At 71.2% G+C, this 13,222-nt stretch carries 12 protein-coding genes; 3 read left to right on the top strand and 9 right to left on the bottom strand.

The genetic code is table 11. The features are described from left to right. The 7 genes from DMH12_RS32105 to DMH12_RS32075 all read right to left on the bottom strand — a co-directional run. Positions 1 to 446 (bottom strand): hypothetical protein (locus DMH12_RS32105; protein ID WP_125494905.1); only part of this gene is annotated, 446 nt, incomplete at its 3' end. Between the two features lie 126 nt (positions 447 to 572). Continuing rightward, the gene (locus DMH12_RS32100; protein ID WP_125494904.1) at positions 573 to 2,000 is read right to left on the bottom strand and encodes an FAD-binding oxidoreductase; all 1,428 of its coding nucleotides are present in this window, start codon (positions 1,998 to 2,000) and stop codon (positions 573 to 575) included. A gap of 35 nt (positions 2,001 to 2,035) precedes the next feature. Beyond that, the gene (locus DMH12_RS32095) at positions 2,036 to 2,836 is read right to left on the bottom strand and encodes an ABC transporter permease (RefSeq protein ID WP_125494903.1); all 801 of its coding nucleotides are present in this window, start codon (positions 2,834 to 2,836) and stop codon (positions 2,036 to 2,038) included. After that, positions 2,837 to 3,769, bottom strand: a complete 933-nt coding sequence (locus tag DMH12_RS32090; protein WP_125494902.1) for an ABC transporter permease — start codon at positions 3,767 to 3,769, stop codon at positions 2,837 to 2,839. Then, positions 3,769 to 4,929: an ABC transporter ATP-binding protein gene (locus DMH12_RS32085; RefSeq protein WP_125494901.1), complete on the bottom strand. Its 1,161-nt coding sequence runs from the start codon at positions 4,927 to 4,929 to the stop codon at positions 3,769 to 3,771. The genes DMH12_RS32090 and DMH12_RS32085 overlap by 1 nt, the downstream gene beginning before the upstream one ends. Before the next feature lie 5 nt (positions 4,930 to 4,934). Beyond that, complete coding sequence (locus DMH12_RS32080) at positions 4,935 to 6,182, bottom strand: spermidine/putrescine ABC transporter substrate-binding protein (RefSeq protein WP_125494900.1); 1,248 nt, start codon at positions 6,180 to 6,182, stop codon at positions 4,935 to 4,937. Positions 6,183 to 6,237: 55 nt separating this feature from the next. Beyond that, the gene (locus DMH12_RS32075; protein WP_125494899.1) at positions 6,238 to 7,773 is read right to left on the bottom strand and encodes a gamma-aminobutyraldehyde dehydrogenase; all 1,536 of its coding nucleotides are present in this window, start codon (positions 7,771 to 7,773) and stop codon (positions 6,238 to 6,240) included. 202 nt (positions 7,774 to 7,975) lie between these two features. On the opposite strand from DMH12_RS32075, the gene DMH12_RS32070 reads away from it, so the two are divergent. Continuing rightward, on the top strand, positions 7,976 to 8,572 hold the full coding sequence (locus DMH12_RS32070; RefSeq protein ID WP_185832676.1) for an NADAR family protein: 597 nt from the start codon (positions 7,976 to 7,978) through the stop codon (positions 8,570 to 8,572). Positions 8,573 to 8,620: 48 nt separating this feature from the next. Here the strand turns inward: DMH12_RS32070 and DMH12_RS32065 are convergent, their stop codons facing one another. After that, positions 8,621 to 9,949, bottom strand: a complete 1,329-nt coding sequence (locus DMH12_RS32065; RefSeq protein WP_125494897.1) for a class II 3-deoxy-7-phosphoheptulonate synthase — start codon at positions 9,947 to 9,949, stop codon at positions 8,621 to 8,623. Positions 9,950 to 10,125: 176 nt separating this feature from the next. On the opposite strand from DMH12_RS32065, the gene DMH12_RS32060 reads away from it, so the two are divergent. Further along, on the top strand, positions 10,126 to 11,658 hold the full coding sequence (locus DMH12_RS32060) for an anthranilate synthase component I family protein (protein WP_125494896.1): 1,533 nt from the start codon (positions 10,126 to 10,128) through the stop codon (positions 11,656 to 11,658). Next, positions 11,655 to 12,242, top strand: a complete 588-nt coding sequence (locus DMH12_RS32055; protein WP_125494895.1) for an aminodeoxychorismate/anthranilate synthase component II — start codon at positions 11,655 to 11,657, stop codon at positions 12,240 to 12,242. Before DMH12_RS32060 ends, DMH12_RS32055 begins: the two co-directional genes overlap by 4 nt. Here the strand turns inward: DMH12_RS32055 and DMH12_RS32050 are convergent. Further along, a partial coding sequence (locus DMH12_RS32050; RefSeq protein WP_148107565.1) for a PLP-dependent aminotransferase family protein occupies positions 12,208 to 13,222 on the bottom strand: 1,015 nt, incomplete at its 5' end. The genes DMH12_RS32055 and DMH12_RS32050 overlap by 35 nt on opposite strands.

Genomic DNA, 13,222 nt, shown 5'->3' with positions numbered 1-13,222 from the left:
CCCTCCTCCCCCGCGAGTGCCGCCGCCGCCTCGTGCATCGCGAGTTCCAGCAGGGCGGGGTCGGTGAGGGTGCCGGAGCCGTCCGGCGGGATCAGCCAGCGGACCCCGCCGGACGCTCCCCCCGGGTGCGGCACCACGATCCAGGTGCCGAGCCCGGCCGTCCGGACCCCGGTGCCCACCCAGCGGGTCGCCGTGCCGGCCGGCACGAAGAATCCCGTCCGCGCGTCGCCGAAGTCGACGAGCACGGGGCCCGGCCGGTCCAGGACGCGGGAGAGCACGTCGAGGGTCGGATAGCCGAGCCTGCTCGGCAGGATGAGCACGTCCCAGACCCGGCCCGCGGGCAGCAGCGCGACACCCCGGGGGTCGCGCTCCCACTCCCGCCGGCAGGACTCGGGATCCGGTGCGACGGATGCCAGCCACGCGACCGCCGTCTTGGCACCAGGCATGTGAGGACCTCCCTCTCGCTCGTTGGACGCGGGGTGCGTCACGAGGGAGAGGGAGGTCACCGGCGGGCATTACGCGAGTCGCCGCACCTCGTTCGGGTGAAGCGGGTCACACGGACTCCCGGCCGGCTAGCTGTCGAAGCCCAGTCCCAGCTTGTCCATCGTCCGCAGCCAGAGGTTGCGCCGGCCGCCATGGGCGTCCGCGCGGGCCAGCGACCACTTGGTGAGCGCGATGCCCGTCCAGGCGAAGGGCTCGGGCGGGAAGGGCAGCGGCTTGCGGCGGACCATCGCCAGTTCGGTGCGCTCGGTGCGCTCCCCCGACAGCAGGTCGAGCATCACCTCGGCGCCGAACCGGGTCGCGCCGACGCCGAGGCCGGTGTACCCGGCGGCGTAGGCGACCTTGCCCTGGTGGGCGGTGCCGAAGAACGCCGAGAAGCGGGAGCAGGTGTCGATCGCGCCGCCCCAGGCGTGCGTGAAGCGGACGTCCTCCAGCTGCGGGAAGCAGGTGAAGAAGTGGCCCGCGAGCTTGGCGTAGGTCTCCGGGCGGTCGTCGTACTCGGCGCGCACCCGGCCGCCGTACGGGTAGATCGCGTCGTAGCCGCCCCACAGGATCCGGTTGTCGGCGGAGAGCCGGAAGTAGTGGAACTGGTTGGCGCTGTCCCCGAGCCCCTGCCGGTTCCGCCAGCCGATCGAGGCCAGCTGCCCGTCGGTGAGCGGCTCGGTCATCAGGGCGTAGTCGTAGACCGGGACGGTGTACGGGCGCACCCGCTTGACCAGGTTCGGGAAGATGTTGGTGCCGAGCGCGACCGTGCGGGCGCGGACCCCGCCGTACGGGGTGCGGACGGCCATGCCGGCACCGTACGGCTTCAGGGTGAGCGCCGGGGTGTTCTCGTAGACGCGCACCCCGAGGCCGAGGCAGGCCCGCTTGAGGTTCCAGGCGAGCTTGGCGGGGTTGAGCATGGCCACACCCCTGCGGTCCCACAGGCCCGCCCGGAAGGTCGGGGAGCCGACCTGTTCGCGTACCGCGTCGCCGTCCAGGTACTCGACGCCGTCCGCGAGGCCCTTCGCGCGGATCTCCTCGTACCAGTCCTTCAGCTCGGCGGCCTGGTACGGCTCGGTCGCCACGTCGATCTCGCCGGTGCGCTCGAACTCGCAGTCCAGACAGTGGCGGGCGACCGCCGTCTCGATCGCGTCGAGGTTGCGGGCGCCCAGTTCCTCCAGCTTGTGGATCTCGTCCGGCCAGCGGCTCAGGCCGTTGGACAGGCCGTGGGTGAGGGAGGCCGCGCAGAACCCGCCGTTGCGGCCGGAGGCGGCCCAGCCCACCTCGCGGCCCTCCAGCAGCACCACGTCCCGGCCCGGGTCGCGCTCCTTGGCGATCAGCGCGGTCCACAGCCCGCTGTAGCCGCCGCCGACGACCAGCAGGTCGCAGGTCTCGGCGCCGGTGAGGGCGGGCTGCGGACGGGGGCGGCCGGGGTCGTCCAGCCAGTACGGGACCGGCTGGGCGTCGGAAAGGGATTTCGTCCAGTCGTTGCTGCGGCTCATGGCGCTAGGGGCCATGATTTCAACTCCCTACGAATGTATTGCTCAGTGCGCTACGCCTTGCGGCGATTTCGGCGGTTGCCGACGGCCATGGAGGCCAGGACGAACAGTACGGCGATGACGAACATGGCCGTACCGACGACATTGATCTGAACGGGCGTTCCGCGCTGCGCCGAGCCCCAGACGAACATGGGGAAGGTGACGGTGGAACCCGCGTTGAAATTGGTGATGATGAAATCGTCGAAGGAGAGCGCGAAGGCGAGCAGCGCGCCGGCCGCGATACCGGGGGCCGCGATGGGGAGTGTGACCCGCACGAAGGTCTGGAAGGGACCGGCGTACAGGTCCTGCGCCGCCTGCTCCAGCTTCGGGTCCATCGACATCACCCGCGCCTTGACGGCTGTCACCACGAAGCTGAGGCAGAACATGATGTGGGCGATCAGGATCGTCCAGAAGCCCAGCTGGGCGCCCATGTTGAGGAACAGGGTGAGCAGCGAGGCGGCCATGACGACCTCGGGCATCGCCATCGGCAGGAAGATCAGCGAGTTGATCGCACCCCGCGCCCGGAAGCGGTAGCGGACCAGCGCGAAGGCGATCGCGGTGCCCAGCGCCGTGGCGCCGAGCGTCGCCCAGAGGGCGATCTGGAGACTGAGCGACAGGGAACCGCACAGCCCGGCGACCCCGCACGGGTCTTCCCAGGCGTCCGTGGAGAACTGCTGCCATTCGTAGTTGAAGCGCCCGTTCGGTTTGTTGAACGAGAACACCGTGACAATGACGTTGGGCAGCAGGAGATATGCGAGCGTCAGCAGTCCGGCGATGACGACCAGATTGCGCTTGAACCAGTTGACGAAGGTCATTTAAACCAGATCCTCCGTCCCGGACTTGCGAATGTAGAGGGTGACCATGGCGAGAATCGCGGCCATCAGGATGAAGGAGAGTGCCGCCGCCGTCGGATAGTCCAGCACCCTGAGGAACTGCGACTGGATGACGTTGCCGATCATTCCGGTGTCGGCCGAGCCCAGCAGGGAGGCGTTGACGTAGTCGCCGGTCGCCGGGATGAAGGTCAGCAGCGTGCCGGAGACGACGCCGGGCATCGACAGCGGGAAGGTGACCTTGCGGAAGACCGTGGAGGGCTTCGCGTACAGGTCGCGCGCGGCCTCGTGCAGCCGCCCGTCGATGCGCTCCAGGGACGTGTACAGCGGCAGGACCATGAAGGGGAGGAAGTTGTACGTCAGACCGCAGACCACCGCGAGCGGCGTCGCCAGCACGCGGTCGCCGGACGTCCAGCCGAGCCAACTGGTGACATCCAGGACGTGCAGCGTGTTCAGGGCGCCGACGACCGGTCCGCCGTCCGCGAGGATCGTCTTCCAGGCCAGGGTGCGGATCAGGAAGCTGGTGAAGAAGGGGGCGATCACCAGGATCATGATCAGGTTCCGCCAGCGGCCCGCGCGGAAGGCGATCAGGTACGCGAGGGGGTAGCCGAGCAGCAGGCACAGCACGGTGGCGGAGGCGGCGTAGGCGACCGAGCGCAGGAACTGCGGCCAGTACTCGGACAGCGCGTCCCAGTAGGTCACGAAGTGCCAGGTGACCTTGTAGCCCTCCTCCAGCGAGCCGGTCTGCACGGAGGTGGAGGCCTGGTAGACCATCGGCGCCGCGAAGAAGACGACCAGCCACAGGATGCCGGGCAGCAGCAGCCAGTACGGCGTCCAGCGGCCCCTCTTGCGCGGGGGCTTCTCCGGCTCGGGCGCGGGCGGGGTGAGCGGCGGTGGCGCCTCGGTGAGGGTCGACATCAGGCGGCCTCGCCCTCGGTGACGCCGGCGTCGATGTCCTGGGAGGCGTCCAGGCCGAAGGTGTGCGCCGGGTTCCAGTGCAGGACGACGTCGGCGCCGGGCACGAGGCGGGCGTCGCGGTCGATGTTCTGGGCGTACACCTCGAAGTCGGGGCAGGCCGCGCAGTCCACGACGTACTGGGTGGAGACGCCGATGAAACTGCTGTTGCTGATCTTGCCGGTGATGCGGTTGCGGCCCTCGGGTATGGAGCCGGCCTCGTCCGCGTGGGTGAGGCCGACCTTCTCCGGGCGTACGCCGACCAGCACCTTGCCGCCCGCCTGCGCGGGCACGGCACAGCGGCTGCCGGGCAGGAGCAGCTTGTCGCCGGCCGCGCGCACCACGACGTCGTCGCCGCTGCGGGTGTCGACCTCGGCCTGGATCAGGTTGGAGGTGCCCAGGAAGTTGGCGACGAAGGTGGTCTGCGGGTTCTCGTACAGGTCGGCGGGGGCGCCCAGTTGCTCGACGCGGCCCCCGTTCATCACGGCGACCTGGTCGGCCATGGTCATGGCCTCCTCCTGGTCGTGCGTGACGTGCACGAAGGTGATGCCGACCTCGGTCTGGATGCGCTTCAGCTCCAGCTGCATCTGGCGGCGCAGCTTGAGGTCGAGGGCGCCGAGCGGTTCGTCGAGGAGCAGCACCTTGGGGTGGTTGATCAGCGCGCGGGCGACCGCGACGCGCTGCTGCTGGCCGCCGGAGAGCTGGTGCGGCTTCTTGCGCGCCTGCTCGCCGAGCTGGACCAGCTCCAGCATCTCCTCGACCTGCTTCTTCACCGACTTGATGCCGCGCCGGCGCAGGCCGAAGGCGACGTTCTCGAAGATGTCGAGGTGCGGGAAGAGGGCGTAGGACTGGAAGACCGTGTTGACCGGCCGCTTGTAGGGCGGGAGGGCGGTCACGTCCTGGTCCCCGAGGTGAACGGTGCCGCCGCTGGGCTCCTCCAGCCCGGCGATCATGCGCAGGGTGGTGGTCTTGCCGCAGCCGGAGGCGCCGAGCAGGGCGAAGAAGGAGCCCTGCGGGACGGTCAGGTCGAGTGGGTGCACGGCGGTGAAGGAGCCGTAGGTCTTGCTGATGCCGGAGAGGCGGACGTCGCCGCCGCCCGGCTGAGCCTTCGTCGTATTCGTCATCGTCGTCACGCCCCAGTGAGCTTCGCGAACTTCTCTTCGTATGCCGTCTCTTCCTTCGAACTCAGGGAGCGGAAGGAGTGCGACCTGGCCTGCATGGCCTTGTCGGGAATGATCAGCGGGTTGTTCGCCGCTTCCTCGTCGATCTTCGCCAGCTCGTCCTTCACCCCGTCGACGGGGCAGACGAAGTTGATGTAGGCGGCGAGTTCCGCGGCCGGGCGGGGCTCGTAGTAGTAGTCGATGAGCCGCTCGGCGTTCGTCTTGTGCCGCGCCTTGTTGGGGACCAGCATGTTGTCGCTCGACGTGACGTAGCCGCTGTCCGGGATCACGAAGTCGATGTCCGGGTTGTCGGCCTTGAGCTGGACGACGTCCCCGGCCCAGGCCAGGCAGGCCGCGAAGTCGCCCTTGCTCAGGTCGGACGTGTAGTCGTTGCCGGTGAAGCGGCGGATCTGACCGCGGTCGACGCCCTTCTGGAGCCGGGCGATCGCCGCGTCGTAGTCGTCGTCCGAGAAGCGGGCCGGGTCCTTGCCCCCGTCGAGCAGCACCATGCCGACGGTGTCGCGCATCTCGGTGAGGAAGCCGACCCGGCCCTTGAGCTTCGGGTTGTCGAGCAGGTCGGAGACCGACCTCACCTCGATGCCGTCCAGCGCCTTCTTGTTGTAGGCGATGACCGTCGAGATGCCCTGCCAGGGGTACGAGTAGGCGCGGCCCGGGTCCCAGTCCGGGTTGCGGAACTGGGGCGACAGGTTGGCGAAGGCGTGCGGCAGGTTGGCCGGGTCCAGTTTCTGGACCCAGCCGAGGCGGATCAGGCGGGCCGCCAGCCAGTCGGTGAGGACGATGATGTCGCGGCCGGTCTCCTGGCCCGCGGCGAGCTGCGGCTGGATCTTGCCGAAGAACTCGCTGTTGTCGTTGATGTCCTCGGTGTAGGTGACCTTGATGCCGGTGCGCTTGGTGAACGCCTCCAGCGTGGGGTGGCGCCGGCCGGCCTCGTCGACGTCCATGTACTCGGTCCAGTTGGAGAAGGCGATCCGCTTCTCCTTCTCGGACCGGTCGTCGGCGGAGACGCCGCCCTCGGTCTTGCCGGCCGCCGGGATCCCGCAGCCGCTCAGCATGCCGAGGCCGCCGACCGCGAGCGCGCCGCCCGCGGAGGCGCGCAGCAGTGAGCGACGGGTGAGGGCGGCCCTGCCGCTCCTGAGACTGCGCCGCATGGCGGCCACTTGGGCCGGTGACAGGCGGTCGGGCTCGTACTGCTCCATGCGCGTGGTTGCCCTTTCGGGTGGGTCGGCCGTGGTCGGCGGCCTCTCGACGTGACTACCGGTCCCCGAAGACAGTGCGGTGCCAGTCCTTGGCCGCCACCGCGGTGTTGTCGAACATGACGTGCTTGACCTGTGTGTACTCCTCGAAGGAGTAGGCCGACATGTCCTTGCCGAAGCCGGACGCCTTGTATCCGCCGTGCGGCATCTCGCTGATGATCGGAATGTGGTCGTTGATCCACACGCAGCCCGCCTTGATCTCGCGGGTGGCGCGGTTCGCCCGGTACACGTCCCGGCTCCAGGCGGAGGCGGCGAGCCCGTACGGCGTGTCGTTGGCCAGCCGGATGCCCTCGTCGTCGCCGTCGAAGGGCAGCACGACCAGGACGGGACCGAAGATCTCGGACTGGACGACCTCGCTGTCCTGCGCGGCGTCGGCGATGAGGGTGGGCCGGTAGAAGGCGCCGTCCTCGAGGTCGCCCTGCGGTGCCTCGCCGCCGGCCACCACGCGCGCGTAGGAGCGGGCCCGGTCGACGAACCCGGCGACGCGGTCCCGCTGGACGTGGCTGACCAGCGGGCCGAGGTCGGTGCCCGGCGCGAAGGGGTCGCCGACCCGCACGGTCTCCATGAGGGCGGCGGTCTTCTCCACGAACGCCTCGTACAGGGGCCGCTGCACGTACGCGCGCGTGGCGGCGGTGCAGTCCTGGCCGGTGTTGATCAGCGCGCCGGCGACCGCGCCGTGGACGGCGGCGTCCAGGTCGGCGTCGTCGAAGACGAGGAAGGGCGCCTTGCCGCCCAGCTCCAGGTGCAGGCGCTTGACGGTGGCGGTGGCGACCTCGGCGACCCGCTTGCCGATCGCGGTGGACCCGGTGAAGGAGGTCATGGCGACGTCGGGGTGGGCGACCAGGTGCTCACCGGCCTCCCGCCCGGTCCCGCTCACGATGTTGATCACGCCGTCGGGGATACCGGCGGCGGTCGCGGCCTCGGCGAACATCAGGGAGGTGAGCGGGGTGATCTCGGCGGGCTTCAGCACGATGGTGTTGCCCGCGGCGATCGCCGGGAGGATCTTCCAGGCGGCCATCTGGAGGGGGTAGTTCCAGGGCGCGATGGACCCGACCACGCCGATCGGCTCGCGGCGCACGTACGAGGTGTGGTCGCCGGAGTACTCCCCCGCCGACTGCCCCTGGAGGTGCCGGGCGGCGCCGGCGAAGAAGGCCGCGTTGTCGATGCTGCCGGGCACGTCGAACTCGCGGGTCAGCTTCAGCGGCTTCCCGCACTGGAGGGACTCCGCGCGGGCGAAGTCCTCGGCGCGGTCGGCGAGCACGGCGGCGAACCGGTGCAACGCGTCGGAGCGCTCGCCGGGCGTTGCGCCCGCCCACCCCGGGAACGCCTCCCGCGCGGCGGCGACGGCCGCGTCGACGTCGTCGGGACCGGCGAGCTCGTAGGTCAGGACCTCCTCGCCGGTCGCCGGATCGACGACGGTGTGCGTACGCCCGGAGGTGCCCTTCGTCAGACGGCCCGCGATGTACTGGGCGCCGTCCGCGAAGCGGTCCTGGGCCGGGAATCGGTCCGGGGTGGCGTTGCCCGGGTTGTGCATGTCGGCTCTCCTCGGTCTCCCCGTGGCGGGGGCCGGTGTGGCTCAGGCTCGATGTGAGTGCCGATCCTGACAGAGCACTAGGGCTCCAACAAGTGATTCCGTTGTTGCCATTTGGTTACGCGACGGAATCTGTCGACCAGGTGTCGAGTCGCCACGGAAAAGCACGGACGGAGTGTCAGTGGCGCGTGCCAGACTCGCGTGCATGGACAGGATCACGGGGGCGGCGGACGGGGTCACGGAGGCGGCACCGGCCGTGGACAGCAGAGAGGCGCTGCTCGCGAGGGTCCGGGCGGGGGCGAGGATCAAGTACCTCTGCTTCTGGGGTCACCGCCCGCTCCCCGACGGCAGGACCGGCCCGAGCTGCCTGAGCCAGTGGTGGCCGTCGCCCTTCACCGTGGCGGGGGTGGAGTACGCGACGGCCGAGCACTGGATGATGGCCCGGAAGGCGAGCCTCTTCGGGGACGCCGAGGCCGAGCACCGGGCCCTCGCCGCCGGGCATCCCGCCGAGGCCAAGAAGGCGGGCCGGCTGGTCCGCGGCTTCGACGAGGCGGTGTGGGAGCGGGAGCGGTCCCGGATCGTCGTCGAGGGCAGCGTCCACAAGTTCGCGTCGGACCCGGCACTGCGCGCTTACCTGCTCGGCACGGGCGAGCGGGTCCTGGTCGAGGCGAGCCCCGTCGACCGCGTCTGGGGCATCGGCCTCGCCGCCGACGACGCGGCGGCGACGGACCCCGAGCGATGGCGGGGGGCGAATCTGCTGGGGTTCGCGCTGATGGCGGCGCGGGAGCGGCTGCGGGCCTGAGCCGGCCCCGCTCCCGGGCGGGTGGGGGGCGGCCGACCGCCCCGGGCGTCACACCGAGCGGTACCACTCCGCGAGCATGAAGGCCAGGTCAAGGGCCTGCGAGTGGTTCAGGCGCGGATCGCACGCCGTCTCGTGGCGCAGCGGCAGCGTGTCGAGATCGACGGCGGCGCTGCCGCCCAGGCACTCGGTGACGTCGCCCCCGGTGAGTACCAGGTGGACCCCGCCCGGATGGGTGCCGAGGGCCCGGTGCACCTCCAGGAAGCCGCGGACCTCGTCCGCGATCGCGTCGAAGTGCCGGGTCTTGTGGCCGCTCGGGGCGACGAACGTGTTTCCGTGCATGGGGTCGCAGACCCAGCAGACGAGGGCGCCCTCGGCTCCGACCTTCTCCACCAGCGGCGCCAGCAGCTCCCGCACCCGCTCCGCACCCATGCGGACGACGAACGTCAGCCGCCCGGGCTCGCGGTCCGGGTCGAGCCGGTCGATGTACCGCAGGACCGTGTCCGCCGTCACGCTCGGACCGAGCTTGACCGCGACGGGGTTGCGGATGCCGGCCGCGAGGTCGATGTGCGGGCCGTCGGGGCGCCGGGTCCGCTCCCCCACCCACAGCAGGTGACCGCTGGTGCCGTAGGTCCGGCCGGTCTCCGGATCCGTGCGGATCAGCGGACGCTCGTAGTCGAGGAGCAGGGCCTCGTGGCTGACGTAGAACTCGGCCGTGGCCGTGGCCCGGGTGTCGCCCCCGCAGGCGCGCAGGAAGGCGAGCGCACGCTGGATCTCGCCGGCCAGCCGCTCGTAACGCCCGCCGGAGGACGCGGTGGCGACGAACGCCCGGTTCCACTCGTGCACCTGCGCCAGGTCGGCGAAGCCTCCGGCCGTCAGCGCGCGCACCAGGTTGAGTGTGATCGACGACGTCTCGTGCATCCGCAGCATGCGGGCCGGGTCGGGGGTGCGCTCGCGCGCCGAGAATCCGGGTTCGTTCACGGCGTCCCCCCGGTACGACGGCAGCCGCACGCCGTCCCGCTCCTCGAAGGGCCGGGACCGGGGCTTGGCGAACTGGCCGGCCATCCGGCCCACCTTGACCACGGGCAACGACGCGCCGTGCGCCAGTACGACCGCCATCTGGAGCAGCGTGCGGAGCTTGCCGCCGACCGACTCCTCGGTCGCGGAGGCGAAGGTCTCCGCGCAGTCGCCGCCCTGGAGCAGCAGCGCCTCCCCCCGGGCGACCGCGGCGAGCCGGGTGCGCAACGCCTCGCACTCCGCCGGGAAGACGAGTGGTGGCGCCGCGGCCAATCGCCCGGTGACCTCGCTGAGCCGTCCCGCGTCCGGCCATTTGGGCTGCTGATCGTCCGGCGGCGGGCCGGCCAGGTGTTCCGACGTCATTTCTGTCCCCTCGGTCTGTTCCGCTCTTGAACCGGGAGGTCCCACTTCAATTGCCTGTGCATTCTCCGTCAAGGCCATTCGGACGTGGACCGGACGCACGCGGCGGAATTGGTCTGTCCGACCACCGGTTCCCTTTGATTCGCTGTCTCCCGGCACTGGAACGAGAGGATTGGACAATGGCACGCAGCGCACCCGTTCACGTACGCGTCACGGAGGAACACCTGCCGGCGCACGACCCGATCGACCTCTACGAGGAACTGCTGCGCACCCGCCCCGCGGACGACGTCTTCGTGCTCGAGAACGCCTCGGGCGCGGAGCAGGCGCCCGACCGGGCCTTCCTGGGATGCGGACGGCTGCTGGAGGTCCGGGTCCTCGCGGACCCGGAAGCCGCGGCGGTCATCCGGATCACCGGCGAACCGGTACTCGTCGCCACTCTGCTCCACCTCGCGGACGGTCTCGGTCTCACCCGCCGTGCCGCACCGGAGCCGACCGGGGCCGGCGGTTCGGCGGCCGCGGTCCGGGCCGCACACCCCGACCTCCTGTGGACGTTCCTGGACGCCGTCGGGCGCGACGCCTTCGAGGTGGACGGCGACCTTCCGGTGAACGAGTTCGCCTTCGGCTTCCTGACCTGCCTGGCGTACGAGTCGAGTTGGCACATGGACCAACTGCAGCCGCGGACCAAGGCTCCGCGCGGCCCGGACATCACGCTCGCGCTCTTCCGGCACACGGTGTGCTACGACCGTGAGACCGGCCGGATCCGGGAGCTGCGGGCCGAGAGCGACGCCTTCGGCACCGGTGCCGACCCGGGGCTCGCACGGCTCGCCTCGCGGACGGCCGGGCGTAAGGCGGTACCCGCGCCGCCGGCCCCGGAGCCCCGTTCCGTGCGCGACACCCTGGACCGCGAGACGTTCCTGCGGTGGGCGGAGCGCTGCCTGGAGCACATCCGGATCGGGGACATCTACCAGATCCAGATCGGTCACCGCCTCGACGTGCGCAGCGACCTGACACCCGTGGACGTCTACCGGCGGCTGCGTGCGCGCAACCCGTCGCCGTACATGTACCTCGCGCCGCGCGGTGACTCGCTGCTGATCGGGGCGAGCCCCGAGCTGTTCTTCCGGATCGAGGACGACCGGATCACCATGCGCCCGATCGCGGGGACCGCCCGGCGCGGTGCCGACGAGGAGGACAACCGGCTGCGGATCAAGGAGATGAGGGAGAGCGTCAAGGAACAGGCCGAGCACGTCATGCTGGTGGATCTGTGCCGCAACGACATCGGCCGGGTGTGCGTGCCGGGCACGCTGCCGGTCGACCGGCTCATGGCGGTGGAGGCGTATTCGCACGTCTTCCACCTGGTCTCCAGCGTCTCGGGGCGGCTCGCCGAGGGTGTGACCGTGTGGGACGCGGTGCGCGCCACCTTCCCCGCGGGCACGATGACGGGTGCGCCGAAGCTGCGCGCCATGGAGATCGTCGACGGGCTGGAGCGCGAGGCCCGGGGCGCCTACGCGGGCGCCCTCGGACTGTGGGACGTGCGCGGATGGAGCGAACTGGCCCTGTGCATCCGGACGGTCGAGTACGACGGCGCCACCTACTCCACGCAGAGCTCCGCGGGCCTGGTGGCGCAGTCCGAGCCCGAGTCCGAATGGCGCGAGACGCTGGCGAAGATGGGGGCCGCCCACTGGGCGCTCACCGGGAAGGAACTGCTGCCGTGAAGGTGCTGCTCATCGACGCGTACGACAGCTTCGTGCACGTCATCGACCAATACCTGCGCACGCTGGGGGCGTCGACCGAGGTCGTGCGCTCGCGCACCCGGACTCCGGGCGAGCTGGCCGCCCTCGGGCCCGACGCGGTGGTGCTGGGTCCGGGTCCGGGCCATCCCGCCGACTCCGGTCACGTGGAGCTGGTGCACCGTTTCGCCGGCACCGTGCCCCTGCTCGGCGTCTGTCTGGGGCACCAGGCGATCGCCCTCGCGTACGGGGGGCGGATCGAGGTCGCCCAGCAGGTGATGCACGGCCGGACCAGCGCCGTACGCCACGACGGCGCCGGTCTGTTCGCCGGGCTGGGGAACACGCTGGAGGCCACTCGCTACCACTCGCTGGTGGCCGCCGAACCCCTGCCGGAACCCCTGGTGACCACGGCGGTCGCCGTCGACCACGGATACGTGATGGCCCTGAGGCACCGTTCGCTGCCCGTGGCCGGGGTGCAGTTCCACCCCGAGAGCATCATGACCACGGGCGGACTGCGCCTGTTCGAGAACTTCCTCACCGGCGCCCAGAACCCGGTCCCGGCCGGCTGAACCCGGCGCCGATCGCGTGGAAGGCCTCGGCAATCCCGGTCCGGGGAAGGTGGGCGTGGCCGACGACCAGCGCGGGTTCGGCCCTGGTGCGCGCGGCACCGAACGCGGTGCCGCCGCGCACCAGCACCCCGCGCCGCAGCGCGCCGGCGACCAACGCCGCCTCGTCGGTGCCCTCGGGCAGCCGGACGCTGGCGTGCAGGCCCGCGGCCGGACCGCGTACCGTCGCGCCCGGCAGATGGATTCTCACGGCCTCCTCCAGCGCCCGCCGCCGTACCGCGCAGCGCTGGGAGAGCCGGCGCAGGTGCCGGTCGAACAGCCCGCTGCGCAGGAGTTCGGCGAGGGCGAGCTGGGTGAACGCCTCGGTGCCGAGGTCGTGCCGGGCGCGGACGTGGAGCAGCCGGTGCAGCAGCTCGTCGGGGGCCGCGAGCCAGCCCAGGCGCAGGCCGGGGTCGAGGACCTTGCTCGCGGTGCCGGCGTAGACGACCCGTTCCGGGGCGAGGCGTTGGAGCGCCAGCGGCCCGGGAGAGCGGCCGTCGTACCAGAGCCCCCCGTCGTAGTCGTCCTCCACGATCCATCCGTCGACGGAGCGTGCCCAGCGCACCAGCGCGTCGCGCCGGCCTGCGGAGAGTACGGATCCGGTGGGGAACTGGTGTGCCGGGGTGACGAGGACGGCACGGGCGGAGGTCGCCCCGAGCGCGTCGACGTCGATCCCCTCGTCGTCCACCGGCACCGGGACGACGCGCACGCCGTTGTCCCGTACGAAGCGTCGCTGCCCGGGGTGGCAGGGATCCTCCACCGCCAGCTCGGTGATGCCCAGTGCCGGCAGCACGGCGCACAGCAGGGTGAGAGCCTGGGCGAAGCCGCCGACCACCAGCACGCCGCTCGGCGTGGCCGACACCCCGCGGAGCCTGCCGAGGTGGCGGGCGAGTTCGCCGCGCAGTTCCGGCTCGCCGGCCAGGTGGGGGCGGGTGGTCCCGGGC

It is taken from the genome of Streptomyces sp. WAC 04229 (genome assembly GCF_003947455.1).
Lineage (GTDB): Bacteria > Actinomycetota > Actinomycetes > Streptomycetales > Streptomycetaceae > Streptomyces.
This window is presented reverse-complemented; position numbering and strand designations above follow the sequence as displayed.

What these genes read in the sequence shown, in the direction of transcription:
- DMH12_RS32100 (WP_125494904.1), bottom strand. Translation starts at nt 2,000, where the DNA reads ATGGCCCCTAGCGCCATGAGCCGCAGCAACGACTGGACGAAATCCCTT.
- DMH12_RS32095 (WP_125494903.1), bottom strand. Translation starts at nt 2,836, where the DNA reads ATGACCTTCGTCAACTGGTTCAAGCGCAATCTGGTCGTCATCGCCGGA.
- DMH12_RS32090 (WP_125494902.1), bottom strand. Translation starts at nt 3,769, where the DNA reads ATGTCGACCCTCACCGAGGCGCCACCGCCGCTCACCCCGCCCGCGCCC.
- DMH12_RS32085 (WP_125494901.1), bottom strand. Translation starts at nt 4,929, where the DNA reads ATGACGAATACGACGAAGGCTCAGCCGGGCGGCGGCGACGTCCGCCTC.
- DMH12_RS32080 (WP_125494900.1), bottom strand. Translation starts at nt 6,182, where the DNA reads ATGGAGCAGTACGAGCCCGACCGCCTGTCACCGGCCCAAGTGGCCGCC.
- DMH12_RS32075 (WP_125494899.1), bottom strand. Translation starts at nt 7,773, where the DNA reads ATGCACAACCCGGGCAACGCCACCCCGGACCGATTCCCGGCCCAGGAC.
- DMH12_RS32070 (WP_185832676.1), top strand. Translation starts at nt 7,976, where the DNA reads ATGGACAGGATCACGGGGGCGGCGGACGGGGTCACGGAGGCGGCACCG.
- DMH12_RS32065 (WP_125494897.1), bottom strand. Translation starts at nt 9,949, where the DNA reads ATGACGTCGGAACACCTGGCCGGCCCGCCGCCGGACGATCAGCAGCCC.
- DMH12_RS32060 (WP_125494896.1), top strand. Translation starts at nt 10,126, where the DNA reads ATGGCACGCAGCGCACCCGTTCACGTACGCGTCACGGAGGAACACCTG.